Here is a 26,602-nt window from a genome sequence, read left to right as displayed (position 1 = left end):
GGGAGACCGCCGACGACCGGCGAACGGCTCACCGCCGGGGGACAGCCGCACAGGGGACGGCTGACGGTTCACGCGCCCGCGCGTCACCGAGGCACCACCGACCGGCCCGCGCGTCGACGACGCGCGGGCCGTTGACGCGCGTGGTCGGCCCGGCGGCCGGGTCGAGTACGACACCACCCCGGCCGGCTCGGTCCACCTCTGGCTCTTGAGTGCGCCACTAGCCCGCGACTGTACAAAAAACGGTGTAACTCCCCACCGGAGAAGCGCCGTAGGGCGAGGTGGCGGACGGACTCGGCCGCCACGCGACGACACGCACGACCCGACCGGCCGAGCCTCACCACCGTGCGCCGTACAGACCCGGTCCCTTCCCCCTCGTGCGGGACCGGACACCGCAGGACTCCCCGAGAACGGCCCGACAACGGAGATCCCATGGCCACTGATCAAGTTCTGACCGGCTCCGCGCCGGCCGGTGAGAGCGGCGCCGCCGCGGAGCCGAGACGTCCCCGCCCCTCACGGCTGCCGTCGCTCACCGGCCTGCGGTTCCCCGCCGCGCTCGCCGTGTTCGCCCACCACGCCTTCCTGCCGATCCCCCCGCTGCGGCTGCTGGCCGACGACCGCACCGAGTACCGTCTGGCCGACTGGTTCGGGCAGTCCGGCGGACTCGGCGTGGCGTTCTTCTTCGTGCTCAGCGGGTTCGTACTGACCTGGTCGGCGCGGGACAGCGACACCACGACGGCGTTCTGGCGGCGCCGGTTCGTCAAGATCTACCCGATCTACGTGGTCGCCTGGGCCCTCGCCATGCTGCTGTTCGCCGGTTCCTACACCTCCACCCGCGTCGCCGTCGCCAACCTCTTCATGGTCCAGGTGTGGGTGCCCAGCTACTTCACCAACTTCAGTGTGGACTCGCCGAGTTGGTCCCTGGCGGTGGAAGCCGTCTTCTACCTCTGCTTCCCGCTGCTGCTGCACGTGTTCCGGCGTGTCGACCCCCGTCGCCTGAAGTACTGGATCGCCGGGGCGATCGCCGCGGTGGTGGCCACCCCCGCGCTGGCGTACGCGCTGTTCCCGAAGACCCCGCTGGTGCCCAGTGGCCAGGTCCTCTCGGTCTCGCAGTACTGGTTCGCCTACGTACTGCCCCCGGTCCGCATGGTCGACTTCGCCCTCGGCATCCTGGTGGCGCTCGCGGTGAAGCACGGGCGCTGGCGCAACATCGGCATGGTCTGGTCGAGTCTGCTGCTGGTGGGCGGATACGTGCTGACCTTCCACGTGCCCTACCTGTACGGCCAGCGCGCGACGATGATCCTGCCGATCGTGCTGCTGATCGCGGCCACGGCGACCGCGGACATCGAGGGCCGCTTCACCCTGTTCCGCAATCGCACGATGGTCTGGCTCGGCGAGATCTCCTTCGCCTTCTACCTGCTGCACTACACGGCGCTGTCCTGGCTGCGCAAGGCGCTCGGCACGCAGCAGATGTACTCCAACACGGCCGGCTTCGCGATGCTGCTCGGCACCGCCGCCGTCACGGTCCTGCTCTCGTGGGTGCTCTACTCCACGGTCGAAGCCCCGCTCATGCGCCGGTTCAGCCGGTCGCGCCGGTCGAAGACCGGCTGAGCGACGGCACGTCCGAGGAACGCGCCCGAGCACGATTTCCTCGTCATCGACGGCGAGGCCGGTTCGGCCCCGCGTCCGTCGAGCAGCCGACCGCCGTCGGGGCACCGGTCCGTGCCGGTGCCCCGACGGCGGTCGCGCCATGTGTCCCCGGAGGGCCGGCCGGGCCCGGGGATCGCGGGCAGGTGGATTCCCGCCCTGCTCGACGACTGGCGGTCGGCCGGACCGGACCGGCCGCGCCCGGTGCGGTGTCGGCGGTCAGTGGCCCGGCACGCGGGGCCGGCCGGCGGGTCGGGGCGCGGTGGGCGGTCGCAGGCGCGGGGCCGGCGGGGTGGATGGGCGGTGAGGTGCGCGCTCGGTGCCGCGGTGCCGTCTTCCTCGGCCGGATGCTCGGGCAGCAGGATGAGCGGCAGGATCCGGCCCCGGGCGTACGCGATGCAGGAGTGCCGACGCGTTGCGTACGACCCCGAGCGCGATCAGGGCCGCGACGGCCAGGAGGAACCAGTTCGCCACCGTGCCCAGCGCACGCACCATCGCGTCGTCCACGCCCATGTCCGCCCCCGCGGTGTTCACCGACCGTCGCGTGCCGATGTCATGTCCATGTATGCACGGAATAAGCCATTCATCGGATGGTGAGATGCTTTTGTCATCGCATGGTCGTCATCCGGCGCGGCGCTCGCTGTCGAACGGATTCGACGGAGCCTCAGGGCGCGGCCAGGGACGGCCGCCCAGTCTTTCGATGTCGGTGTTGAAGCGTTGGAGGTAGGCGGCGAATCCGGCGATGTCGCCGTCCGACCAGGCGGCCATCACCCGGTCCAGGCTCTCGACGTTGCGGGCGCGCTCCTCGTTCAGCAGGCGTGCGCCCGTCTCCGTGAGGCGGAACTTGCGGGCCATCCCGCCGTCGGGGTCGGGGATGCGGGCCACGAGGCCGGAGCGCACGGCCGCGCGGGTCTGTCTGTTGAGCGTGGAGGCGTCGAGCCCGAAGGCGTCGCTCAACTCGCTGATGGACATGGGCCCCTGGACGCCGATACGGCTCAGCAGGATGTAGGCGCTGCGTTCCAGTCCGCCCTCGCGCCGGGTCCTCCTGTGCCGCACGAGCGCGTGGCGGCTGAGCAGCATCTGCTCGTACTCGACGTCGCGCGTGGACCTGACCATGTGCCCGCCGCCTTCCTCTCTCATCGGTCCGACGCTCCCGTCGGTCCGGCACTCCCGTCGGTCCGGCACTCCCGTCGGTCCGGCGCGCCGGCCTCGCACGCCGCCTCGACCCTCCGTCGCACCGTCTCACGCAGATATGCAGCCTACATTCAATGTGTGTAATACATGTCCAATGTATGATGCATACCGTCCCTCCGCATACAGCTACCGCAGACAAGTACGAGGAGCCCTCTATGGATGCCACCCAGGCATCAAGCCGCTCGGGCGGCGTGGTCGCCACCCTGGCCTTCGCAGGCATCACGGCAGCGATCATGCAGACCCTGGTGACGCCGCTGATCGCGGAGTTGCCGCAGCTCTTGGACACCACCTCGTCGAACGCGGCCTGGGTGATCACCGCCACCCTCCTGGTGGCCGCCGTGTTCGTGCCGGTCTCGGGACGCCTGGGCGACCTCCTGGGCAAGCGCAGGATGCTCCTCGCCTGCTCGGTACCGCTGATCGTGGGCTCGGTGGTGTGTGCGCTGTCCTCCTCGGTCGTCCCCATGATCCTCGGACGCGGTCTCCAGGGCATGGGCATGGGCATGGTCCCGCTCGGCATCGCCCTCCTGCGTGACGTGGTCCCCAAGGAGAAGCTGAGCTCCTCGATCGCGCTGGTCAGCGCCTCCATGGGCATCGGCGGTGGCCTCGGCCTGCCCATCGCCGCGGCTGTCGCCCAGTACGCGAACTGGCGGGTGCTCTTCTGGGGCGCGGCCGTCATGGCCGCGGTGGTGGCGACGCTCGTCTGGTTCCTGATCCCCGACATCCCCGCCGGCGCCAAGGGGCAGCGCTTCGACCTGCCCGGCGCACTCGGTCTCGGCGCCGGACTCGTCTGCCTGCTGCTCGCGGTCTCCAAGGGCGCCGACTGGGGCTGGGGCTCGGCCACCACCGTCGGGCTGTTCGTCGCCGCCGTCGTGGTGCTGCTCGGCTGGGGGGTGTGGGAGCTGCGGACCCGCGACCCCCTGGTCGACCTGCGCACCACCGCCCGGCCGCGGGTGCTGCTCACCAACCTCGCCTCGGTCTTCGTCGGCTGCGCGATGTACGCCAGCATGCTGGTCATGCCGCAGCTGCTGCAGTTCCCCGAGGCCACGGGCTACGGCCTGGGGCAGTCGATGCTCGCCGCCGGCCTGTGGATGGCGCCCGGCGGCATCATGATGATGATCGTCTCCCCGCTCGGCGGAAAGCTCACCGACGCCCGTGGACCGAAGTTCACACTGATCTCCGGCGTACTGGTCATCGCCGCCGGCTACGGCCTGGCCCTGACCCTGATGGGCACCGCCTGGGGCCTGATGCTCGTCGGCATCGTGGTCAACAGCGGTGTGGGCCTCGCCTACGGAGCGATGCCCGCCCTGATCATGAGCTCGGTGCCGCTCTCCGAGACCGCCGCCGCCAACGGCTTCAACACGCTCATGCGCTCCCTCGGCACGTCCGTCGGCGCCGCCGTGATCGGAGTCGTCCTCGCCCAGATGACCACCACGCTGGGCGGCTACACCTTCGCCTCCGAGGACGGCTTCCGCACCAGCTTGATCATCGGCGGCGGCGTCGCCGTCGTCGCGGCGGTGATCGCGGCCGCCATCCCGGCCGTCCGCGCCGTCACGGACCGCGGCGACAACGCGGCCACGGCCGGCGCCCCCGAGCAGCACCTGGCGGTCGAGGCCTGAGCCACCCGGGCGGATGCGCCGGGCGCGCGCCGCTCCGGCACAGCGCAACGGGCCCCGGTATGCACGCACTTGATGAATACCAGGGCCCGTCGACGCGTCACCGCGGTGCGACGACGCCGGGGTCGGGATGCGGTGCGCGCCGGGCGCCGACGGCGGGTGATCACGGTGATCGCTCCACCGGCCGCGAGGAGAGCGGCGGCGCCGGCGGCGATCGGCAGCGTGTCCCGCCACCGGTCTCCGCGAGGTCGCCGGGCGGGGTCGGCCCACCGCCGTTCGGCGTGGGAGCCGGCGGCGTGGTCGACCCGGACACCGACGGCGTGGCCGACCGCATCAGGAACACGTCATTCCTGCGCGGCGCGCCAGGCACCCCGGCACCCTCCGGCGAAGGACGCACCGGGTCGCGGCGGCGCCAGGCACAGCCGGTCGATCCCGCGACCGACGCACCTTCGGGTCCGGAGCGCACATGGCACCTTCCCCACGGGAGGGCACCCGGTTCCCCAGGTCTGTGCACCGAGTGCCATCACGTCCGCGCGATGCTAGGTTCCCGTCCATGAGCGAGGGACCCCGGCGCAGCGACACCGCCGACACGACGACGGCGAAGCCCCCCATGCGGGACGCGCTGGTCGCGGCGGCTTTCCGGCTGTTCCCCGAGCGGGGCTACGAGCAGACCACGGTCGACGACATCGTGGCACTAGCCGGGGTCGGCAGGCGGTCCTTCTTCCGCTACTTCCCGTCCAAGGAGGACGTGGTCTTCCCGGACCACGAGCGCTGTCTGGCCGACATGACCGCCTTCCTCGCCGACGGCACCGACGAGGACGAGCCGGTGCGACGGGTCTGCGACGCGGCCCGGCTCGTGCTGCGCATGTACGCCGAGAACCCGACCTTCTCCGTACAGCGCTACCGCCTCACCAAGAAGGTGCCCGGTCTGCGCGCCTACGAGTTGTCGGTGGTCTGGCGCTACGAGCGTGCCCTCGCGGAGTATCTGCGCGGGCGCTTCGACGGCCGGCCCGACGGCGCCCTGCGGGCCGACGTGATCGCCGCGGCCGTGGTCGCCGCGCACAACAACGCGCTGCGCTCATGGCTGCGTTCGGCCGGGCAGGGCGACGCGGACACCGCCGTGAACCACGCGCTCGGACACGTGCAGGCCGTGTTCGGTACCCCTCCCGCCGGCGCTCCGGCCGAGGAGCAGGAGGACGTGGTCGTCGTCATCTCCCGGCGCGGGGCGCCCCTGTGGCGCGTGGTGCGAGAGATCGAGTCCACGCTCGGACGGGACTGAGCGGACCGGCCGCACGGGAGTGATCGGACCGGGCCGGCGGGGCCGACCGGCCGGACGGGCCGAGCCGAACAGTCGGGACAGGGACCGCCGGCGCGGGGCTGTCCGGACGGAACTGCCTGGACGGAACCGTCCGAACGGGACCGATCGGGCGCGGCCGAGGAATGCCCGTTTCCACCTGAGGGTACCGAGTGCCTTTACGGGTGGCACTGAGTGCCATAACCTGTGGCTCGTGCGCGGCGATCCGGGCACCTTCGACTCCGGCCGAGCGCAGGGAGATGACATCGTGCACCACCCAGGAATCGCCCTTCATCCGGGTCCGCGGCCCTCGACGGACGTGCTCGACACCGGACCCGAGGGCACCATGCCGGGTGCCGCCGTCCTCGGCACCGACTCCGCGTCGCACGGGACCTCGGCCGCGGACGCCCTCCTCTTCCAGCGCTGCCGCTGGTGCGGCAGCGCGATGTACCAGCGCCTCCTGTGTCCGGTCTGCGCCGGCAGCGACCTGCGGACGGAGGCGAGCACGGGGACCGGTGTCGTCCGTCATGCCACCGTCGTCCACCGCAACACCCCGGCCGCCCGCAACGTCTCCCTCGTCGAGATGGCCGAGGGCTTCACCGTCCGGGGCAGGGTCACGGGACCGGCCACCGACGTGCACAGCGGAGACCGGGTCCAACTCACCACGGCCCAGGACCCGGTGCGCAGCCAGCCGGTGTTCCAGCTCGTCGACGGGCCCTACCGGAGCCGGAGCTGACACCCCGTACCCGGGCGGCCGAACGAACCGCCGTGCGGAGCAGGCCCGTTCAGCCGCCCTCGCGAGTCAGCTGTACGTGATGTCGGAGCCCGCGTAGCGGCAGTACGTGCGGTCGGCGCCGCTGCCGGTCCCGGTCGGCTCGGCGCCCGTGCTGTTGCCCTGGTAGCGCACGCACGGCTTGATCTTCTTGCTGCTGTCGCCGTGGATGCGGACCTTGGTCAGTGTCGCGGTGTCACCGTAGTTCTGGTTGATGCCGACGACGGGCTTGCCGGACGCGGTCACGTCCACGTCACTGACCACGATCGTGCGCTTGTACTGCGTGGAGCAGTTGCCGCAACTGCGCACCAGCTTGGTGATGTCCAGCAGCCCGTCGTAGTAGTCCTTGTCGTGGTCGCGGTCAGCCGAGAAGGAGTTGTGGTCGATCCACACCTTCGTCGACGCCTGGACGGTGACGCCGCCGGACGGCGCGACCGGCTTGCTGATGTCCAGGTTGCGGACGACGACATTGGTCACCTTCTTCAGGCGCAGCCCACCGCCGGTGAACCCGGACGACGAACCGACGCCCAGGACCGTGGTGTTGGAGCCGACGTCGACCTGTCCGCCGAGCGAGATCAGTCCGCTGACGCGTACGACCTTGGCCGTGCTGCCCGTGACGGCCGTCTCGAAGGCGTCCAGGGTGGTGACGGTGACGGCGGAGGCACTTCCGCCGCCGGAGGTGCCGGCGCCGAAGCCGATCGGTGCGTTCTCGATACTTGCCGGATGGATGGATCAAGGGCTTCTTGGGTCAACACCACGCACGACTGGGCCGGTTCCGTGGACGTGGACCATCTCCGTGGAATCCGCGAGCGGTCCACGGAGTTCGCGCCGGGCGGGCCAGGACACCTTGTTCTCGAGGTCGTCGCCTATGCCGCCGACGAGGCGGCGAGTGGGGGCGGCGGACGCTGTGTCGTCACGCTGCATGCCGACGGCTCCGTGTCGGTGAAGGACGACGGACGGGGCACCGACACACGCGTCGACGAGCACGGCCAGGTGGTGAAGAAGCCGGTCATGGCCACGAAGGACCTTCGGTTCTTCGACCTCCCGGAGGCGGAACGGCTTCCGGACGAGCATCCGCGTCGCGGCATGTCCGTCGTCGCGGCGCTCAGCGAGTGGCTGATTCATACCAACCGCCGTCTCAACGGATCCTGGAGCCGACGCTATGAACACGGCGTCCCGGTGACCGGTCTGGACCCCGTCGAGACCGACGGGACCACGGGGACCTGCGTCCGCTTCCTGCCGGACGGAGTCCTGCGCGCACGATGGTCGTTGACCGCGGGCGACCTGGCGCGGTGGGCCGAGCACTGGCCCGGCCTGACGCTCCGCCTCGACGACCGGCGCGAGGGCTGAGGCCGGTCGGGGCCGCGGACGGGGCCGACGGCGGCGGACCGGTCCTCCCCCGACCGGTCCGCCCCTGGCCGGCCCGCCCCTGGCCGGCCCGGTTGACGGCCCGTCGGCCAGGACCTCGGTCGAGTCGCCGAAGGAAGTGGGCGGAAGCCTTGGCCTCCGGGAACCACCTGGCGGGTCACGCCGTCGGGTCGCGCCGGGCGGCGCGACGGCCCCGCGCTCCCTGTCAGCTCGGGACATCGGGACCCGGCACAGGCACGGGTCGGGGAACATCCCGCATATGGCGGAGCGGGGAGAAGTACACGAACCAGCCCGCGGCCCAGGTGCCGATGAACGCCACCCAGAGTGTGGGACGTACGCCGATCAGCGAGCCGAGCACCCCGCCGAGGATGCCCCCGAACGGCAACGTGCCCCACACGATCCAGCGGACGGCCGCGTTCATCCGGCCCAGCAGCTCCGGCGGCGTCACGGACTGCCGGTAGCTGAGCTGCGCGACGTTGTAGACCATCCCGGCGAAGTACGCGATGCCCCAGCCCAGCGGGAACAGCAGCACTCCCCAGCCCTGCCAGGCCGCCGCCGCGATGACCTGCGGCGCGCTGAGGACCAGCGACGACACCCAGATGATCCGCGCCGAGCCGATCCTCTTGGCGAGCCGGCCGGCGAACACGCCCCCGGCCATCCCGCCGACGGCCGCGCCCGCCACGATCAGCCCGGTCAGCGCGGGGCGCACGTGCAGCACCCGGACGAGGAAGACCATCACCAGCGCCGAACTCATCCCGGAGAACAGGTTCGCGGTGCCCGTGCACGCCACGACCCTCCGCAGGATCGGGTGCCCGAAGACGAACCTCAGCCCCTCGGTGATCCGGCGCCGCAACGGCTCGTCCGCCGTCCGGGCCGGCGGCGGCTCCTCCCGCTTCCTGATCCCGAGGATCGACAGCACCGAGATCGCGTACGAGACGGCGTCGGCCGTCATCGCCCCCGCCGCGCCGAACGCCCCGACCAGGCCACCGCCGAGACCCGGGCCCCCAAGCTGCGCGAACGCCTGGGTCGTCCCGAGCTTGCCGTTGGCGGCCATCAGATCCTCGGTGCGGATCAGCGACGGCACATAACTCTGGTAGGAGACGTCGAAGAACACCGTGCATACACCCGCGGCCGCCGCGACCACGTACAGCTGAGCCATCGTCAGAACGCCGAACGCCGCCGCCACCGGGACCGAACCCACGATCACCAGGCGGAGAACATCGCAGACGATCATGACGGAACGTTTGGCACCGCCGTCCACCAGCGCCCCCGCGGGCAGCGCGATCAGCGCGAACGCCGCCGTGGCGGCGGCGGTCAGGAGCCCGACCTCGAGCGTGCTCGCGTCGAGCGCGACGACCGCGAGCAGCGGCAGCGCGATCTGGGTGACCGCCGAGCCCATCTCACTGGCCGTCTGCCCGCTCCACAGCAGCAGGAAATCCCGCTGACGCCACAGGCCCGGACCGTCCGGCTCCGACACCGGCTCGGCTTCCTGAAAATCCTTCGCCACTTCCGTCACAGATCCCACCCCAGCCGCCTCCGTCGTCGCGAAGGCCCTCCGTTACCCCGACAGGAACGCCAACGACCAGCAGCGTGGTCACCGAAGCGCGGACCCTGGAGCCGATACGCCCCGGCGGCCCACGGACGGTGAAGCGGGGTATTCACGCCGGGTCCGTCGAGCCTCGCCTGTCCTCGACGTGGACGACGTGGAGTTCCGTGCCGTCCCGATGGCGCTTGGCACGTCCGAACACCCCGACAGCGAGGTGCGACGGGTCGTGAGGCTCGGCGGGGCCGACATAGGTGAGGACGTCGTTGTGGTGCCCGGTGACGACCCATCCGTCGGCGTCCTTGAGATCGATCACGCCGAAGTCTCCTGCCGGAGAACCGGCGTGCGACGGGCCGAACTCCTTCAGGATCTCGGTGGCCTGTTCGGCGAGCTCTCCGTCCGGAGCGGTCAGCACGACACACGTGCCGTGCTCGAACAGCACCCACGACTTTTGAGGGTCGGCCAGAAGCCGCTGCCAGACGTCTGTCAGTTCTTCGGAGTTCACGGCGGTCATCATGCCGCAGTGCACCGACACGGGAGGTGCCGATCGCCCCGGCGTGCACGGCGGACACACGGCACTTGAGCGTACGGGCCTGCCGCCCCCGTGCCCGGCTCCGGGGCCGCACCACGCGGGACGACGCCGCGGACGTGGGCCCGGCGCCGCCCGGGCCCACGTCCCACCCTCACGGGGTCAGGGAGATGCGTACTCCGACCGTGCCCTCCCGGCCCCGGCGCAGCCGGCTGCCGAAGAGAGTGAGACGGCCGAGAATGCCGTACTTGCGGGCGACCAGCCCTCGGTAGCGCGCCGTCGCGGTCTGATCAAGGATCTCCGCCGTGGCGGGAACCTGTTCACCGGTCGGGTTGCCGCGTACGTCGCAGGGGCCCACGAGAACGTCCGGCCGGTTGCGGATCCGCTTCACCTTCCAGGAGTTCGCGCCGGTCCAGGCACCGAGTGCGTCACCGTCCCGGACCACCCACACGGGCGTCGGGACGCCCGTACCGTTCTTCCGGTAGCTCGTGATGAGAAGGAACTTGCCCGAACCGAGCGTGTCGAGCCTTGTCTCGTCCATGCGGGGAGTCTAGGCAATCGGGGCTCAGGACAGTTGCCCGTCGTAGTCGGGCAGCTTGAAGGTGCGCTCGGCGTGGCCCCCGACGAGGTCGGAGTCGTTGTTGCCGATATTGGCGATGATGGTGTAGCCCAGGGACTCGATCTGCGCCCGCTTGCCGGTCTTGTAGGCGCTGACCTCGTCGAACAGGTCGGGCAGGTCACGCGTGTAGAGACCGGAGACCGGATAGCCGACCGACGTCAGGTTCCACTTCGTCTCGCTGGCGATGATGCCCGGACGCGCGCTGATGAAGAAGATGTCGACGCCGCGTGAGCGCGCGTAACGGGCGAGGTCGAGCGACGGCGCCACGGCCGGCGTGGGCAGCTGGTACCAGGGGTGGAAGTCCGTCTCCAGCGACGTGTTGTCGATGTCGAAGACGAGGGCCAGCTTCTGCCCGGCCGCGTTCGCGGTGCGCTGCTGGACGTAGGGCACCGCCTGGTCGAGCACCGCCCGGACGTCCTGCTGCCAGGTGGCGTAGTCGACGTCGGCAGCCTGCGTCGCGGCGACCGTCGTCCGCGCCGGGGCCGCGGCGGCGGACCCCGCGACGGTGACCGTCCCTCCGATGCCCAGCGCGACGACCGCCGAGAGCGCGCCGATCCGGCGACCCACACCGCGTCCAGTCATACCCGTCCCCTTTTCCCGTCGGAGCGGCGAGGGAGCCTCGACCATCGCCGCGACCGATGATCGTGCCTAAGGATGGACGAAAGGGGAAGACGAAATTACTGATCGGTAGAGAATTCCGTGGCCGTCCTCCCCGCAGCCCAGCGGTGGCAGACCGGGACGACCCGTGTGAGCCTTGGCTCGCGGGCGGCGGACACGGTGTCGGCACACGGAGAGAGGCATCACGGATGGACGCACCGAACATCGTGATCGTCGGCGGAGGCTTCGCCGGAGTCGAGTGCGCTCGGGGCCTCGAGCGCACGCTCGGACCGGGCGCCGCCCGGATCACCCTGGTCAGCCCCACCGACTACCAGCTCTACCTGCCACTACTGCCACAGGTCGCCTCCGGAGTCGTCACCCCACAGTCCGTGGCACCCTCGCTGCGCCGGATCCTGCGCCGCACGGAGCTGGTCCCCGGTACGGTCGCCGGCGTCGATCCCCGGTCCAAGGTGTGCGTCGTCCGCAAGATCACCGGCGAACTCGTCGACCTGTCCTACGACTACCTGGTGCTCACTCCTGGCAGTGTGACCCGCACCTTCGACATTCCCGGACTGCTCGACGAGGCACGCGGCATGAAGACGCTCGCCCAGGCCGTGTACCTGCGCGACCACGTCATCGCCCAACTCGACCTGGCGGCGGCCACGTCGGACGAGGCCGAGCGGGCGACGCGGCTGCAGTTCGTGGTCGTCGGCGGCGGGTACGCCGGCACCGAGACCGCGGCCTGTCTGCAGCGCCTGACCACCGCCGCGTCGAAGCGCTACCACCCGCGCCTCGATCCCCGCCTCATCCAGTGGCATCTGCTCGACGTCGCCCCCAAGCTGCTGCCGGAGCTCGGCGACAAGCTCGGAGCGAGCGCACTGCGCATGCTCAGCAAGCGCGGGGTGCAGATCTCGCTGAAGACGTCCGTGTCCTCGGTCACCGAGGACACGGTCACCCTGACGGACGGCCGGGTGCTGCCGTCACGGACGCTGGTGTGGACGGCCGGTGTCGCGGCCAGCCCACTGGTCGACTCGCTGGGCGCCGAGACCGTACGCGGCCGGATCCTGACCGCGCCGGACTTCACGGTGCCGGGCATGGACGGGGTGTTCGCGCTGGGCGACGCGGCCGCCGTGCCCGACCTCGCCAAGGGGGACGGCTCCTACTGTGCGCCCACCGCGCAGCACGCAGCCCGGCAGGGCCGGCACGCCGCGAAGAACCTGACGGCGCTGCTGCACGGGCAGCCGACCACGTCGTACCGGCACAAGGATCTCGGCCTGGTGGTCGACCTCGGTGGACACGACGCGGTGTCGAAGCCTCTCGGCATCGACCTCAAGGGCGTGCCCGCGCAGGTCGTGGCCCGTGGATACCACCTGTACGCGCTGCGCACGGGCACGGCCAGGTTCCGTACGAGCGCCAACTGGCTCCTCAACGCGGTCGCGGGCGACGACTTCGTCCGCACGGGCTTCCTCGCCGGACGCAAGGGAACCCTGCGGGACTTCGAGCACACCGACACGTATCTGAGCCCCGAGGCGGTGGCCGCCCGCGCGGGCGGATAGGGCACCCGGCCGGGCGGGCGGCGTTCGGCGGCGCGGCCGGCGCGCGGTGCGGTGCGGCGCCCGAGGGTGCTCCACCGTGCGCGCCGGCCGCCCGGCGGGCTTCACGCGGCAGCCCTCAGTGTTCGGTGGTGCCGTCCAGGAGGGCGAGGAAGCGGCGGGCGAAGAGGTAGGCGTCGCCCGGCCAGGGGCCGAGAGGTAGGGACCGTCCTGGACGACGAACGCGTGGGTGTCGTCGGTGGCGGTGCCGCGGCGGGTGAGGCTGCGAGGGCCGCGGGAGAACTGCGCACCCGGGTCGCCGAGGGCCGCCTTGACCTCGTCCTCGACGTAGGCGGGATAGGTCCGGTAGTAACGGCCGAGGCGCCGGGCGAGCACGAGGACACCGTGGCAGATCGCTCCGACGGGCCGCCCCAGGGCCCAGAAACGACCTGCCGCTGGAGCGCGGCGGAGCCGAGATACTGCCGCATGCCCGGCGCGTGTCCGCCCGGCAGGAGCAGACCGTCGAAGTCGTCGACGGCCACGTCCTCCCAGGACACGGTTGCGGTGAACTCCGCTGCCTCGGTGAGCTGTTGGTAGTAACGCCGAGGCTCCTCCGCGGCGCCCAGCTGTCCGAGGAGCACGCCCGTGAGCAGCCGCGGGTCGGCCGCCGGGCGGCTGGCCGCCCGCTCGGTGGCGAGAACGACTTCGTGCCCCGCGTCAGTGAGGATCCGCCAGGGTACGGCCACTTCGGTGACGTCTGCATCGCGGTCGGGGACCGGCATCAGCACACGCATGGATGCGTCATGGCAGGCCCGGACGGTCTCCGCCGGGGCGGTCGCGGCCGTTGAACTCGTGCTGCGTGGGGGTCACTACGAGGCCGGCCGGGCGGTCGGCGAACTCCCGAAGTCGCCGTGGTGGACGGGGCGGGACACACGATGTGAACCGTGGACCCGGCCGGCGGTGAACGCGGTGGCGCGGACGCACGTATGGAAGGAGGGCCCACGACCGGGGTCCCGGCGGTGGTGACACCGCGCCGTACGGCTTCGGGAGCCCATGCATGAGGCACGCACGACGACGGATCTTCCGACGGGGGGCGCGATTCGCGGCCGTCGGCGGGCTCCTCTGCGGTGGGCTGATGGTGACGCACGCCATGGCGAGCGAGCCGTCCGCCTCGTCGCGTGCGCCGGAGAGTGCCGCGCGGCTCGCCGCGGACAAGGGCGCCGGCCTGGTGTCGCGCCTGGGTACCGCACGTACGGCGGGCAGTTGGATCGCCGACGACGGCCGTCCCGTGGTCGCGGTGACCGACTCGACCGCGGCGGCCGAGGTGGAGAGAGCGGGTGCCCGTCCCAAGGTCGTGCGGCACAGCATGCAGGAGCTGAAGTCCGTGACGCAGGCGCTCAAGTCGGCGCCGCGGGTGGCCGGCACCGCCTGGGCGATGGACTACGTCGACAACGAGGTGGTGGTGCGGGCCGACAGCAGCGTCTCCGCCTCCGACTGGTCGCGGATGACGAAGCTGGCCGGGAGCATGGGGAGTTCGGTCCGCATGGAGCGCACCCAGGGCACCTTCACCACCCGGTTGAACGGAGCGCAGCCGATGTTCTCGACCGGCGGGCGCTGCTCGGCCGGCTTCAACGTGACCAACGGGAAGAACGAGTTCATCCTCACGGCCGGACACTGCGGGCCGGCCGGTTCCGTCTGGTTCGCCGACAACCAGGGCACCAAACAGCTGGGGCAGACGATCACCACGGCGTTCCCCGGCAACGACTTCTCTCTCATCCAGTACAACAACGGCGAGAACGACACGGGCAACAACGTCGTCGCGATCGGGGGCGGCAAAGGGGTTCAGATCCTCGGGGCCGCAGACGCGACCGTCGGGCAACGTGTCTTTCGCAGCGGCAGCACGAGCGGGCTCCACGACGGGCGGGTGAAGGGGCTCAACGCGACGGTCAACTACCCCGAGGGCACGGTGACCGGTCTGATCGAGACCGATGTGTGCGCCGAACCGGGCGACAGCGGGGGGCCGTTGTTCTCCGAGGGCATCGCGCTCGGTGTGACGTCGGGCGGCAACGGGGACTGCACCTCGGGCGGTACGACGTTCTTCCAGCCGATCACCAAGGCGATGACCGCGCTCGCGGTGAAGCTGACCGGGCCGGGCGCCCGGGGGGCGTCCGGTGCCACCGCCCAGAACTCCCCCGCACCGGCGGCCTCGCGGGGAACCGCCGTCGCGCCGGGCTCCGTTGCTCCGGGTTCGGTCCAGGCGGTGGGGTCCGGCGACTCGGTGTCGCTCCTCGACCGGCTGACCGACCCGCAGAACATCGGTCCGGGGCTGCTGGTCATCGCCGGCAGCATCATCGCGCTGGTCGCCACGCGGTACATCCGTACGGAGCAGGACCGCAATCGCTATCGGCGGCAGTACTCGCAGAGTTGGGGCTGAGGCAGGGGCGAAGGGGGAACGGGTCCGGGACCCGGGCCCCCGTTCGTCACCGTGGTGCGGGGCGGCCGAGCGGGGTCACGCCGCCTGTGTGGGCGACGGAGGGGCGGCCTCCGCCCACTCCAGGACGAGCCGCTGGTACTCCCGCCGCTCTTCCCCGTTCAGCGTCCCGCCGGCGCGGAACCAAAGGGCCCGGATCTCCTCGTTGACATCGGTGGCAGAGCGCACGGAGTCGCTTTCAGGAGTGGTGGACATGGTGTGAAGCATACGGGCCCTGGCGTGAAGGCGATGTGAGTAAAGGTACACCCGGCGACAATACGGACCGTGAACCTGATCACTCATTCGTCGGCCGATCCCAGCACGAGCACCTGGATCGCCAACACGGCGGCTCCGCGCGCCCAGTCGTGGAAGTCGGACACCTTCGTCTCCAGGTCGACCGAACCGGCCAGTGGGTGCCGGTGGGCGAGGACGGTCTCGTCGACGACGCGGCCCGCCACGTCGACGAGGCCGACGCCCTCTCCGGCGAGCAGGATCTTCTGGGGCATGGCGAAGTTGGCGATCTGCGCGACGAGAACGCCGAGCGCGCGGGCCGCCTCGTCGACGACGCGAGCTGACAGGGGGTCACCCGCGGCCGCCCGGGCGAGGATCTCCTCGTACGTCGCCTCCTGCCCGGTGGCGGCGCGGACCTGGTAGCGGATGCTGGGGATGGTGAGCAGCGAGACGGCGCTGCCGCGTTCGCCGTCGGGGGTGAGGGGGCCCTGCGGGTTCACCAACCACCGGCGGCCGATGCCCCGGCCGTCCTCGGGGGAGGGCACCCGTCTGCCGCCGAGGACGAGGCCGTAGCCGATCCCGGCGCCGATGGTGAGGACCGCGAAGCGGTCGAGGCCACGGCCCGCGCCGAACCAGGTCTCGGCCTCGACGAGCGCGGCGACGTCGTTCTCGACGACCACGGGCAGACCGGTGCGTTCCCGGACGAGTTCGGCCAGCGGGACGTCGGTCCAGCCGAGGAAGGCGGACTCGACGACGACCGCCCGTTTCTCGACCCGGCCGCCGACGCCGATGCCGATACCGGCCGGCGCCGGGAGGGCGTGTGCGAACTCCTCGGTCATCTCCCGCAGGAGGTCGGCGACTTCGGCCGGATCGTGGGTGGTGAGCGGGCGGTCGTGGCGCGCCACGATGTCGCTGCGCAGGGTGGTGAGGACCCCGTAGACCCTGTCTTCGGTGATCTTGAACCCGGTGAACGTGCGGGATTCGGCGACGATGTCCAGGGGTTGCGAGGGGCGCCCCTGGCGCACCTCGGCCCCCTCCCCCGATCCGGCGGCCTCGATCAGCAGGCCCGTCTCGATCAGGGGTTTGGTCAGCCGGGTGAGGCTGCCCGCCGAGAGGTTCAGCCGGCGCGCGATCTCGCTGCGCGACAGCGGTCCGTGCACGAGCACCTCGATCGCCACGGCCCGTTCCCCCGGACTCAGCGGCAGCCAGCTGGCGGCAGGTGTGGTCATGAGCGTCGGACTCCCCCAAGATTCCTTTTGCCCTGGAAGTAACAGCCGCACTCTAGGCCGCCGTTCGGGTCTTGCACAGAAGTGTGCGCGACCCTTGACGAATGGATTCTTTCAGCTCGAAAGTAAGTGACCCGAGGATGAGTCGCAGCCGAGGGAGTCTCCCGATGACCGTCGCCTCCAGCCCTCCGTCGCGTCTGCCGCCGCGCGGCGTCGCGGGGCCGCAGTCCGCGTCGAAGGTCCGCGGGGTCCGGGAGCGCGAGGGGCGGGGCGACGGCCCCCTCGCGGCGCTGTTCATCGCCCCGGCCCTGCTGGGCTTCCTGGTGTTCCTGCTCTGGCCGACACTGCGCGGGATCTATCTGAGCTTCACCCGCTTCAACCTGCTCACGCCCGCCGAGTGGGTGGGGCTCGACAACTACGTCCGGATGGTCAACGACCCGATCTTCTGGGACTCGCTGTGGGTCACCGTCGAGTACGTGTTCATCAACATCGGCGTGCAGACGGTCACGGCGCTGGCCGTCGCCGTGCTGCTGCAGCGCCTGACCCGCTCCTCGGTGCTGCGCGCGGTCGTCCTCACCCCGTACCTGGTGTCGAACGTCGTCGCGGGCATCGTCTGGCTCTGGATGCTCGACACGCAGCTCGGTATCGGCAACGAGATCCTCCAGGGCCTCGGGCTCGGCCGCGTCCCGTTCCTGGCCGACGAGACCTGGGCGATACCGACCATCGCCCTGATCAATGTGTGGCGGCACGTCGGCTACACCGCCCTCCTGCTCTTCGCCGGGCTGCAGGCCGTCCCGGCCGACATGTACGAGGCGGCGAAGGTCGACGGGGCGGGCGAGTGGCGGATGTTCTGGCGGATCACCCTTCCGCTGCTGAGGCCGGTGCTCGCCGTCGTACTGATCATGACCGTGATCGGTTCGTTCCAGGTCTTCGACACGGTCGCCGTCACGACGGCGGGCGGCCCGGCGAACGCGACCAACGTGCTCCAGTACTACATCTACGGCTCCGCCTTCGGCCGCTTCCAGTTCGGCTACGCCTCGGCGATGTCCGTCGCCCTGCTGGTCGTGCTGAGCGCGATCACCTTCGTCCAGTACCGGCTCACCCGGGCCGGCCACACCGACCTCGGCTGAGCGGGAGAGTCGTCATGACCGCGATGGCAACGATGACGCCGCTACGGCCGGCCCGGCGCCGACTCACCCTCGGACGGGCCGCCGCCTGGGCGGCGATGGGCGCGTTCGTGCTCGTCACCCTGCTGCCGTTCTACTGGATCCTGCGCACCGCGCTCTCCTCCGACGCGGCGCTCGCCGCCGACCCCGGCAACCCCCTGCCGGTGGGCCTCACCGGCGGCGGCTTCGCCCGGGCCCTGGGCCTGCAGTCCACCAAGGAGGCCATCGCACAGGGCGGTTCGGGCGGCGGGCTGGTGTTCTGGCGCTACCTCCTCAACTCCTTCGTCGTGTCCACCCTGGTCACCGTCTGTCAGATCCTCTTCTCGGCCATGGCCGCCTACGCCTTCGCTCGGTTGCGCTGGCGCGGCCGGGCCAGGGTGTTCGGTCTCTTCCTGGCCGGGCTGATGGTGCCCGCGATCTTCACCCTGCTGCCGAACTTCGTGCTGATCAAACAACTCGGCCTGATCGACACGCTGTTGGGGATCGCTCTGCCCACGATGTTCATGACGCCGTTCGCCGTGTTCTTCCTGCGGCAGTTCTTCATGAACGTGCCTCCTGAGGTCGAGGAGGCCGCTCTGCTCGACGGCGCCGGGAAGGTGCGGGTCTTCTTCCGGGTGCTGCTGCCGATGGCGTCCACCCCGGTCCTCACGCTGGCCGTGCTGACGTACATCACCTCCTGGAACGACTACTTCTGGCCGCTGATGGTGTCGTACAGCGACAGTTCACGCGTGCTGACCGTGGCCCTGGACGTCTTCCGGGCACAGACCCCGCAGACGGGCACCGACTGGTCGGGGCTGATGGCGGCGACGCTCGTCGCGGCGCTCCCGATGCTCGTGCTGTTCGGGATCTTCGCGCGGCGGATCGTCGGCTCGGTCGGCTTCACCGGCATCAAGTAAGGGGACGGGCATGCGATTTCGTACGGTCGTGGCGCTGACCGGGGCGCTGGCGCTGTCCCTGGTGAGCGGGTGCGCGAAGGGCGGTGCGGCGGGGTCGTCCGCGCACACGGTGACGTACTGGCTGTGGGACGCCAACCAACTGCCCGCCTACCAGGCCTGCGCGAAGGACTTCGAGAAGGAGAACCCGGGACTCCGTGTCGACATCACCCAGTTGGGCTGGAACGACTACTGGACCAAGCTCACCGCGAGCTTCATCGCCGGCACCCAGCCGGACGTGTTCACCGACCACATACAGAAGTTCGGGCAGTTCGCCGGTCTCAAGGTGCTGGAGCCGCTCGACGGCCTGGGCATCGAGAACTCCTCCTACCAGTCGGGGCTGGCCGCCAACTGGACCGGCCAGGACGGCCGTCGCTACGGAGCCCCGAAGGACTGGGACACCGTGGCGCTCTTCTACAACCAGAAGATGACCGGGGCGGCCGGCCTGTCCGCGCGGGACCTCAACAGCCTCTCCTGGAACCCGCGGGACGGAGGCACCTTCGAGAAGGCCGTCGCGCACCTCACCGTCGACGAGAACGGCAGGCGCGGCGACGAACCCGGCTTCGACAAGCACCACGTCAAGGTGTACGGGCTGGCCACCGGCGGCGCGGGCGACGGCGACGGCCAGACCCAGTGGAGCCCCTTCACCGGCTCGGCCGGCTGGACCTACACCGACAAGAAGCGGTGGGGAACCAGGTACCGCTACGACAGCGGGACCTTCCAGTCCGTCGTGAAGTGGTACTTCGGTCTGGCCCGCAAGGGATACCTCGCGCCGTTCACCGACTACAGCGAGGGCGCGAACCCGCCCAACGCCCAGCTCGCCTCGGGCCGGGCGGCGGCCGCCTTCGACGGCGCGTGGATGATCTCCACGTACTACGGCTCCAAGGGCCTCGACCCGGGCACCGCCCTCACTCCCGTCGGCCCCACCGGCAAGCGCGCGACGATGATGAACGGCCTCGCCGACTCGGTCACCAAGAACGCCCGCAACAAGAAGGGCGCCGAGAAGTGGGTGGCCTATCTGGCCTCGGACGCGTGCCAGCGCACGGTCGGGCGGTACGGGATCGTCTTCCCCGCCACCTCGGACGGCACCCGGGCCGCGGTCGCGGCCTACCGGCAGAAGGGCATCGACGTCACCGCCTTCACCCGGCCGGTCGCCGACAGGAAGGACTTCACGACCTTCTCCTATCCCATCACCGACTACGCGGCGGACGTCTTCGCACTCATGCACCCCGCGATGCAGGACATCTACGCCAACCACGCACCCGTGAGCGGGCTGAGCAGGACCAACGGCCAGATCAACCTGATTCTCGACCAATAAAGGACACGCATTCATGACGTTCTCCCTCGGCATCGTCGGCGCCGGGCAGTTCGCCAGACTGTTCCTCGCCCACCCGGGCGTCCGCGAGGTCCACGTCACCGATCTCCTGCCCGAGCGGGCCGAGCGGCTGGCCGCCGCCGAAGGACTGTCCGGCACCTTCCCCTCGTACGAGGCGATGCTGGAGTCGAAGGCCGTGGACGCGGTCGCGATCTTCACCCAGCGCTGGACACACGGCCCCCTGGTGCTGCAGGGGCTGAACGCCGGCAAGCACGTGTACTCCGCCGTGCCGATGGCGGTCTCCACGGAGGAGATCGCGGCGATCATCGACGCCGTACGGGCCACCGGCCTGACGTACATGATGGGCGAGACCAGCCAGTACAACCCGGCTACCGTGCACGCCCGCAACCAGATCGCCGAGGGTGCCTTCGGCCGCCTGTTCTACGCGGAGGGCGACTACGTCCACGACATGGACCTGGGGTTCTACGACGCGTACCGGTACAGCGGCGGCGAGAACTGGAAGGCGACCGCCAGCTATCCCCCGCTTCTCTACCCGACGCACTCGGTGGGCGGGGTGCTGGGCGCCTGGCGGACGCACGCGCTGAGCGTGTCCGCGATCGGGGTGCGCGACGAACGCGGGGACGGGGTCTTCGACAAGGAGATCAGCCAGTTCGGCAACGACTTCTCCAACGCGACCGCGCTGTTCGAGGTGGCGGGCGGCGGCTCGTTCCGTACGAACGAGTTCCGGCGGGTCGGCTATCCCTCGCACATCCGGGAATCGCGTTTCCGGTTCTTCGGCACCGACGCCAGCATGGAGCAGCTCGCCACGGTGAGCTTCTGGCAGGACAAGAAGGGGGTGCGGGACATCACCGAGCTGCTGGAGCCGACGCTGGCGCCCGACGACCCGTCGCTCCAGCACATCGCGCCGGCGCTGCGGGCCGCGTTCACGTCCGGATCGGCGCCCGTCCATGACCGGGCGCGGCTGCCCCGTGCCTTCGACCATCTCCACAACGGCCACGAGGGCAGCCACCACTTCCTGGCCGACGACTTCGTGACCGCGGTCAACACGCGGACACTGCCGTCGGTGAACGCGTGGGTCGCCGCCCGCTACACCCTGCCGGGCATCGTCGCGCACGAGTCCGCGCGTCAGGGCGGGGTCAGGCTGGAGATCCCGGACTTCGGGAACGCGCCCGAGGCGTGATGCCCGGTCCTCGGTGAGCCGGGCACGCGGGTGCCCGGCTCGCGGCCGGGCCGGCCGCCCGGCTCATGGCGCGGTCAGGTGCCCGGCTTGCGGCCGTACACGAAGACGTCGTCGCCGTTCTTCAGGAGCGACCAGTACTTCTTGGCGGTGGCCGAGGTCATGTTGACGCAGCCGTGCGAGCCCGGCGGGTTCCACATGGAGACGCCGACCGAGTGGAAGGCCTGGCCGCCGTCGAAGAACTGGCTGTACGGCATCGACACGTTGTAGATGCTCGACACGTGGTGGAGGTCACGCCAGTAGATCTTCTTCAGACCGGTGCGGGTCTCGTAGCCGTCGCGCCCCGTACGGACGGGCACCGGGCCGTAGACCAGCCTGCTGCCGTCCTGGATCCAGCTGAGCTGGAGCGTGAGGTTGACGCAGGCGATGCGGCCCTTGTTGACCGGGCACTTGCCGTCCTTGTTGGGCTTGGTGCCGACGGCCTTCTGCTTGTTCATGAGGTCCATCACGCCCCAGGTGACGGGTCCCGCGTACCCCGCGTTCGGGGTGATGCCGTGCTTGGTCTGGAAGGCCTGGGTCGCCTTGCAGTCGGCGGTGGACTGCCTGCCGTCGACCGGGCGGCCGAGGAACTTCTCCACCTGCTTCTGATACGGACCTGTCTGCGTCGTGCAGCTGGCGGCCTGCGCGGGCGCCGTGCCCAGCGCGAGTGCCAGCGGTGCGACAAGTCCGGTGATCCCCAGCGCGACGGCTCCCCGTCTGCGTACGTCACCCATGGCGGGCCCTTCCCTCTGCATGTCCTGGCGATTCCTTCGGTGTTCTGTCTGCTAGACACGCGTCGGCGCACCTGCGTTGCGCGGCGGATCAGGCTGCGACGAAACGGTGACATTGACCGTCGGAATCGAACGCCCCCTCCCGGTGCGGCGATGAACCTCGGGGGCGCGGGAGCAGACCCGCTCCAGTCGTCGATGAAGTATGCCTCGGGTCGTCGAGCAGAGGCGAACCCCCGTTCCCGTCGCCTCCATGACCGACATGGAGCATGAGTCGCGATTGCCCTTCTTTAAGTGCTTTTCGGGTGTCGGTACAGCACAAAAAGGGCGTGCCACCGACCGATGGTCGGTGGCACGCCCTCCAGGAGGCGAGCGGACGGGTTCGCCTACCGCGTCCGCCTGTCGGTGGTGTCAGTGACCGCCGAGGCCGTGACCGCCGTTGCCCAGGTGGCCGCCGGGCAGCTCGGTACCGCGACCGATGTGACCGCCGGGAAGCTCGGTACCACGGCCGATGTGGCCGACCGGCTGCTCGGTACCACGGCCGATGTGGCCGACCGGCTGCTCGGTACCACGACCGATGTGACCGACCGGCAGCTCGGTACCACGACCCACGTGACCGACCGGCAGCTCGGTACCACGACCCACGTGACCGACCGGCAGCCCGTTGCCGCGACCGATGTGACCGACCGGCAGCTCGGTACCACGACCCACGTGACCGACCGGCAGCCCGTTGCCACGGCCGATGTGACCGACCGGCAGCCCGTTGCCACGGCCGTTGTTCCCACCGGGGAAGACGTGGCCGTGACCGACCGGCAGGTGGTGCCCACGGCCGTTGTGGCGACCGGGAAGCACGTGGCCGCGACCGTTGTGACGACCGGGAAGCACGTGGCCGCGACCGAAGTGACGACCGGGAAGCACGTGGCCGCCGATGGGTCCGCGGCCCCACGTCACCACGTCGATCACACGAAAACGGTCGTTGCGCAGCGTCGCGGTGTCCGCGCGGTTGTCCCAGGCGTAGCTACGACGGTCCTGGTACACGTTCCGGCCCGCGTCGCGCCCCACTCCCGTGTGCACCCGCACCGTCTCACGGCCTCCCAGGCGCAGGTGGAACACGTACGCGCGGCCGTCACGGCCCGACAGCGTCCAGCCGTTCAGGTTGACCCCGTAACGGCCCGTGTTCGTCACCTCCACCCACTCCTTGTTCAGCGACGCGTTGCTCCCCGAGTCCCAGCCCGGAGAGTCGTACTGCACCTGGCCGATCTGCACCTGCGCACGAAACGGAAGCCGCCCCTGGTCCGCCGACGCCGGCAGCGCCGCCACACCCACCACCACACCGGCAGCCACCGCAGCCGCGGCAGCACGACGAACCATCACAGACTGCGAAACAGACACGAACGCCCCCTAGAGGGAACGGGCGGACCACACATCAGGATCCGCGAGTTTGGGTCCCGGCCCGCTGGCCGAGAACCACACTCTCCCGCCCCACCACGGCACCCGAGCCCACCACCCGCACGGCATTACCTACCGACAACACGACCATGACTCTCGCCTGTAATATACACCTATCGCCCGATATCCCCACATTGACACGAAATCCCCACAAATTAACGGCAATTACCTCAACCGTCACCTCCGCGTCACCCCACCTCTCACTCGAAAGTGAGTAACAACCGCCGCCCCACCCATGCGTCCAACCCAGCGACACCCCGAACACCTGTCCACCCCACACCCACCCCGAACCCGGCGGGCCACCGCCTCCCAGCGGCAGGACGTGCGCGGACCCCCACCCTCAGCCCACGCCCTCACGTCACCCGCCGGCCCGGGCGCGGTGCGTGTCCGGACACACGGGTCGGTCAGCCGCCCCACCGACTGGGAGACGACTGCGGCGGCAGACGGTCAGCGGACGTAACACCGCCGGACAGATTCGGCCGTTGTGAAGCCAGTAACCGACATGGCGGGGCGGCCTCCGCCCCATTCCGCTGGGATGGCCCGATTCAGAGCGAACAGCACACCTGGGGCGGACATGGGCGACTTCGTCGGATCGCATTCAACTCGGACCGCCGGTGCAGTGTTCCAGGAACCGTGCCGGTGCGGGGCCCTGCTGGACGGGGCAGCGCCCACGGGTGCCGAGGAGGGGTTCCGGGGGCTCCTGGAAGCGGCACCCGACGCCATGGTCATCGTCGACGACACCGGCACCATCAGACTCGTCAACGCACAGACCGAATCCCTCTTCGGCTACCGACGCGAAGAACTCCTCGGCCACCCCGTCGAAATCCTCGTCCCCGGCCGCTTCCGCACCCACCACACCCAACACCGCAACGGCTACGCCAACAACCGCCAGGTACGCCCCATGGGCGCCGGACTCGAACTCAACGGCCTCCGCAAGGACGGCACCGAATTCCCCGTCGAGATCAGCCTCTCCCCCCTCGAAACCACCGACGGCCTCCTCCTCTCCGCCGCCGTCCGCGACGTCAGCGACCGCAAAGCCGCCGAGGAACGGTTCCGGGGGCTCCTGGAAGCGGCACCCGACGCCATGGTCATCGTCGACGACACCGGCACCATCAGACTCGTCAACGCACAGACCGAATCCCTCTTCGGCTACCGACGCGAAGAACTCCTCGGCCACCCCGTCGAAATCCTCGTCCCCGGCCGCTTCCGCACCCACCACACCCAACACCGCAACGGCTACGCCAACAACCGCCAGGTACGCCCCATGGGCGCCGGACTCGAACTCAACGGCCTCCGCAAGGACGGCACCGAATTCCCCGTCGAGATCAGCCTCTCCCCCCTCGAAACCACCGACGGCCTCCTCCTCTCCGCCGCCGTCCGCGACGTCAGCGACCGCAAAGCCGCCGAGGAACGCATCAACGAGCTGGCCGGGCTCGTTGAGTCCTCCCAGGACGCGATCCTCGCCAAGACCCTCGACGGCGACATCACGTACTGGAACGCCGCCGCGCAACGGCTGTACGGCTACGTCCCGGAGGAGGTGATGGGCCGGCACGTGTCCGTGCTCGCTCCGTCCGAGCACCGGGACGAGATCGACGCCCTCATGGAGCGGCTGGGCAGCGGGGAGAAGGTCGAGCACTTCGAGACGTTACGGCTCACCCGCTCCGGTGACCTGCTGGACGTCGACATCACGCTGTGGCCGACCCGGACGGCGGACGGCACGGTCGTCGGCGCGTGCGCGATCGTACGGGACATCGGCGACCGCAAGCGTGCCGAGGCCGAGCTGACCGCCCTCTACGAGCAGCAGCGGCACATCGCGCTGACCCTGCAGCGCAGCCTGATGGGCACCCCTCCGGCCATCCCCGGTCTCCCCACCGCCAGCCGCTACCGGCCCGCGACCCAGGGGGCGGGGGTGGGCGGCGACTGGTTCGACCTCATCCCCCTCGGGGCCGGCCGGGTCGGAGTCCTGATCGGCGACGTGATGGGACGCGGCCTGGAAGCGGCGGCCGTCATGGGACAGTTGCGCTCCGCCGCCCACGCCCTGGCCAAGACCGGTATGCAGCCGCGTCAGCTCATGCAGGCCCTCGACACCTGTGTCACCGACCTGGACGTGCCGGACCAGCTGGTCACCTGCTGCTATCTGGTGATCGCCTCGGACGCGGGCGAGGTGACGATCTGCTCGGCCGGTCACCTGCCCACCCTCGTCGCCACCCCCGGCGACGGCGCCCGTCCGCTCCCGGTGCCCGTGAACGCGCCGCTCGGGGTCGGCGGCGTCCTCTACCAGCAGTCCAGCGTGGTCATCCCACCGGGCGCGACGCTCGTGCTCTACACCGACGGGCTGATCGAAACCCCCGGCAGTGACATCGAGGACCAACTCAAGAAGCTCACCACCACGCTGAGCCGGCTGTTCACCACCGCCCCCGACCTGGAGGCGGCGGCCGACCACGTGCTGACCGCACTCCTGCCCGACCCCGAGAGCCACAACGACGACGTCACCCTGCTGCTGGCCCGGCTCCCCGACGCGCCCCTGGCCGCTGTCACCACCGGCCTGCCCGCGGTCCCCGAGTCCGTGCCCGAGGGCCGTGCCTTCCTCGGCAAGGCCCTCACCTCCTGGGACTGCGCCGCCCTGGCGGACGACGCCCGGCTGCTGCTCTCCGAGGTGCTGACCAACGCGGTGCAGCATGCCCAGGGCCCCATCCGCCTGCACGTGTGCCGGACCGCGACCGATCTCACCGTCGAGGTCAGCGACCACAGCCCGCATCTTCCCCAGCCGCGCCTGGCGCCCGAGGACGCGGAGTCGGGACGGGGCCTGATCCTGGTACGCGCCCTCGCCGACGACTGGGGCGTACGGCCCACCGACGAGGGCAAGACGACCTGGTTCACCCTCGGTCTCTGAGGAAACGACACTCCGGCCCGGCTATCGCCCCGGGCTCCCCGTGGGCGGCCCGTCGCGTTCCTGTCGGGGCGGCCGCGTCGTCTCCGTCCTCGAAGCGGGCTGCGGGCCGTCGGCGCGCTGCGTGTGCCGACCGTGGTACTGCGGCGGCGAGTCCAGCCAGTAGGCGCCGAGGAGAGCGGCGAGAACCAGCTGCTGCGGGCTGGAGTCATGGCGAGCGGTCACACGGATACAACGATATCTACACACCAAA

The 26,602-nt window shown here is 70.4% G+C and carries 23 protein-coding genes and 1 pseudogene; 12 read left to right on the top strand and 12 right to left on the bottom strand.

Annotated elements, in window-relative coordinates:
- Nucleotides 1-429: 429 nt before the first annotated feature.
- Nucleotides 430-1,608 carry an acyltransferase family protein gene (locus tag OHB41_RS42510; protein ID WP_266705369.1) on the top strand — a complete coding sequence of 393 codons (1,179 nt, stop codon included), beginning with the start codon at nucleotides 430-432 and terminating at the stop codon, nucleotides 1,606-1,608.
- 657 nt (nucleotides 1,609-2,265) lie between these two features.
- On the opposite strand, the gene OHB41_RS42505 is transcribed toward OHB41_RS42510, so the two are convergent.
- Complete coding sequence (locus OHB41_RS42505; RefSeq protein WP_266706551.1) at nucleotides 2,266-2,760, bottom strand: MarR family winged helix-turn-helix transcriptional regulator; 495 nt, start codon at nucleotides 2,758-2,760, stop codon at nucleotides 2,266-2,268.
- Between the two features lie 233 nt (nucleotides 2,761-2,993).
- Between OHB41_RS42505 and OHB41_RS42500 the strand changes: the two genes are divergently transcribed.
- The 3 genes from OHB41_RS42500 (at nucleotide 2,994) to OHB41_RS42490 (ending at nucleotide 6,481) form a co-directional block, all read left to right on the top strand.
- Nucleotides 2,994-4,454 (top strand): MFS transporter, encoded by a 1,461-nt coding sequence (locus OHB41_RS42500; RefSeq protein WP_266705367.1) that lies wholly within the window; start codon nucleotides 2,994-2,996, stop codon nucleotides 4,452-4,454.
- Nucleotides 4,455-5,061: 607 nt separating this feature from the next.
- The gene (locus OHB41_RS42495) at nucleotides 5,062-5,730 is read left to right on the top strand and encodes a TetR family transcriptional regulator (protein WP_266706550.1); all 669 of its coding nucleotides are present in this window, start codon (nucleotides 5,062-5,064) and stop codon (nucleotides 5,728-5,730) included.
- A gap of 361 nt (nucleotides 5,731-6,091) precedes the next feature.
- Nucleotides 6,092-6,481 carry a Zn-ribbon domain-containing OB-fold protein gene (locus tag OHB41_RS42490; protein ID WP_266706549.1) on the top strand — a complete coding sequence of 130 codons (390 nt, stop codon included), beginning with the start codon at nucleotides 6,092-6,094 and terminating at the stop codon, nucleotides 6,479-6,481.
- Between the two features lie 66 nt (nucleotides 6,482-6,547).
- On the opposite strand, the pseudogene OHB41_RS42485 reads toward OHB41_RS42490, so the two are convergent.
- Nucleotides 6,548-7,228 (bottom strand): annotated as a pseudogene (locus OHB41_RS42485) (pectate lyase); the annotation flags it as partial.
- A gap of 12 nt (nucleotides 7,229-7,240) precedes the next feature.
- On the opposite strand from OHB41_RS42485, the gene OHB41_RS42480 reads away from it, so the two are divergent.
- Nucleotides 7,241-7,867 carry an ATP-binding protein gene (locus OHB41_RS42480; protein WP_266705365.1) on the top strand — a complete coding sequence of 209 codons (627 nt, stop codon included), beginning with the start codon at nucleotides 7,241-7,243 and terminating at the stop codon, nucleotides 7,865-7,867.
- Nucleotides 7,868-8,090: 223 nt separating this feature from the next.
- On the opposite strand, the gene OHB41_RS42475 is transcribed toward OHB41_RS42480, so the two are convergent.
- The 4 genes from OHB41_RS42475 to OHB41_RS42460 form a co-directional block, all read right to left on the bottom strand.
- Nucleotides 8,091-9,410 (bottom strand): MFS transporter, encoded by a 1,320-nt coding sequence (locus OHB41_RS42475; RefSeq protein ID WP_266705363.1) that lies wholly within the window; start codon nucleotides 9,408-9,410, stop codon nucleotides 8,091-8,093.
- Nucleotides 9,411-9,543: 133 nt separating this feature from the next.
- On the bottom strand, nucleotides 9,544-9,942 hold the full coding sequence (locus OHB41_RS42470) for a hypothetical protein (RefSeq protein WP_266706547.1): 399 nt from the start codon (nucleotides 9,940-9,942) through the stop codon (nucleotides 9,544-9,546).
- A 169-nt stretch (nucleotides 9,943-10,111) separates the two neighbouring features.
- Complete coding sequence (locus OHB41_RS42465; protein ID WP_266705361.1) at nucleotides 10,112-10,498, bottom strand: PPOX class F420-dependent oxidoreductase; 387 nt, start codon at nucleotides 10,496-10,498, stop codon at nucleotides 10,112-10,114.
- 24 nt (nucleotides 10,499-10,522) lie between these two features.
- Complete coding sequence (locus tag OHB41_RS42460) at nucleotides 10,523-11,158, bottom strand: HAD family acid phosphatase (protein WP_266705359.1); 636 nt, start codon at nucleotides 11,156-11,158, stop codon at nucleotides 10,523-10,525.
- A gap of 224 nt (nucleotides 11,159-11,382) precedes the next feature.
- Between OHB41_RS42460 and OHB41_RS42455 the strand changes: the two genes are divergently transcribed.
- Nucleotides 11,383-12,729, top strand: coding sequence for an NAD(P)/FAD-dependent oxidoreductase (locus OHB41_RS42455; RefSeq protein WP_266705357.1), 1,347 nt, complete (start codon nucleotides 11,383-11,385; stop codon nucleotides 12,727-12,729).
- Nucleotides 12,730-12,830: 101 nt separating this feature from the next.
- Here the strand turns inward: OHB41_RS42455 and OHB41_RS42450 are convergent, their stop codons facing one another.
- A complete protein-coding gene (locus OHB41_RS42450) occupies nucleotides 12,831-13,487 on the bottom strand; it encodes a type 1 glutamine amidotransferase domain-containing protein (protein ID WP_266706546.1) in 657 nt (218 codons plus the stop codon).
- A 275-nt stretch (nucleotides 13,488-13,762) separates the two neighbouring features.
- Here OHB41_RS42450 and OHB41_RS42445 point away from each other — a divergent pair, with 275 nt between their 5' ends.
- Nucleotides 13,763-15,139, top strand: a complete 1,377-nt coding sequence (locus OHB41_RS42445) for a S1 family peptidase (RefSeq protein WP_266705355.1) — start codon at nucleotides 13,763-13,765, stop codon at nucleotides 15,137-15,139.
- 75 nt (nucleotides 15,140-15,214) lie between these two features.
- On the opposite strand, the gene OHB41_RS42440 is transcribed toward OHB41_RS42445, so the two are convergent.
- Nucleotides 15,215-15,403: a hypothetical protein gene (locus OHB41_RS42440; protein WP_266705353.1), complete on the bottom strand. Its 189-nt coding sequence runs from the start codon at nucleotides 15,401-15,403 to the stop codon at nucleotides 15,215-15,217.
- Between the two features lie 71 nt (nucleotides 15,404-15,474).
- Nucleotides 15,475-16,635, bottom strand: coding sequence for an ROK family transcriptional regulator (locus OHB41_RS42435; protein ID WP_266705351.1), 1,161 nt, complete (start codon nucleotides 16,633-16,635; stop codon nucleotides 15,475-15,477).
- Nucleotides 16,636-16,799: 164 nt separating this feature from the next.
- Between OHB41_RS42435 and OHB41_RS42430 the strand changes: the two genes are divergently transcribed.
- The 4 genes from OHB41_RS42430 to OHB41_RS42415 are packed head-to-tail and all read left to right on the top strand — an operon-like array spanning nucleotide 16,800 to nucleotide 21,246.
- Entirely contained in the window at nucleotides 16,800-17,762 is a 963-nt protein-coding gene (locus OHB41_RS42430) for a carbohydrate ABC transporter permease (protein ID WP_266705349.1), read from the top strand.
- 14 nt (nucleotides 17,763-17,776) lie between these two features.
- Entirely contained in the window at nucleotides 17,777-18,694 is a 918-nt protein-coding gene (locus OHB41_RS42425) for a carbohydrate ABC transporter permease (protein ID WP_266705347.1), read from the top strand.
- Between the two features lie 10 nt (nucleotides 18,695-18,704).
- Nucleotides 18,705-20,048, top strand: coding sequence for an ABC transporter substrate-binding protein (locus tag OHB41_RS42420; RefSeq protein ID WP_266705345.1), 1,344 nt, complete (start codon nucleotides 18,705-18,707; stop codon nucleotides 20,046-20,048).
- A gap of 13 nt (nucleotides 20,049-20,061) precedes the next feature.
- Nucleotides 20,062-21,246, top strand: a complete 1,185-nt coding sequence (locus OHB41_RS42415) for a Gfo/Idh/MocA family protein (RefSeq protein WP_266705343.1) — start codon at nucleotides 20,062-20,064, stop codon at nucleotides 21,244-21,246.
- A gap of 74 nt (nucleotides 21,247-21,320) precedes the next feature.
- Here OHB41_RS42415 and OHB41_RS42410 read toward each other — a convergent pair whose 3' ends face one another.
- Both OHB41_RS42410 and OHB41_RS52110 read right to left on the bottom strand, forming a co-directional pair.
- A complete protein-coding gene (locus OHB41_RS42410; RefSeq protein WP_266706545.1) occupies nucleotides 21,321-22,016 on the bottom strand; it encodes a L,D-transpeptidase family protein in 696 nt (231 codons plus the stop codon).
- Between the two features lie 405 nt (nucleotides 22,017-22,421).
- Nucleotides 22,422-23,381, bottom strand: a complete 960-nt coding sequence (locus tag OHB41_RS52110) for a lamin tail domain-containing protein (protein WP_323138440.1) — start codon at nucleotides 23,379-23,381, stop codon at nucleotides 22,422-22,424.
- Between the two features lie 697 nt (nucleotides 23,382-24,078).
- On the opposite strand from OHB41_RS52110, the gene OHB41_RS42400 reads away from it, so the two are divergent.
- Nucleotides 24,079-26,352: a SpoIIE family protein phosphatase gene (locus OHB41_RS42400; RefSeq protein ID WP_266705341.1), complete on the top strand. Its 2,274-nt coding sequence runs from the start codon at nucleotides 24,079-24,081 to the stop codon at nucleotides 26,350-26,352.
- A gap of 21 nt (nucleotides 26,353-26,373) precedes the next feature.
- Here OHB41_RS42400 and OHB41_RS42395 read toward each other — a convergent pair whose 3' ends face one another.
- A complete protein-coding gene (locus OHB41_RS42395) occupies nucleotides 26,374-26,574 on the bottom strand; it encodes a hypothetical protein (protein ID WP_266705339.1) in 201 nt (66 codons plus the stop codon).
- Between the last annotated feature and the right edge of the window lie 28 nt (nucleotides 26,575-26,602).

It is taken from the genome of Streptomyces sp. NBC_01571 (genome assembly GCF_026339875.1).
Taxonomy (GTDB): domain Bacteria; phylum Actinomycetota; class Actinomycetes; order Streptomycetales; family Streptomycetaceae; genus Streptomyces.
Note: the sequence above shows the minus strand (reverse complement) of the source record. Positions and strands in the feature narration are given on the sequence as shown.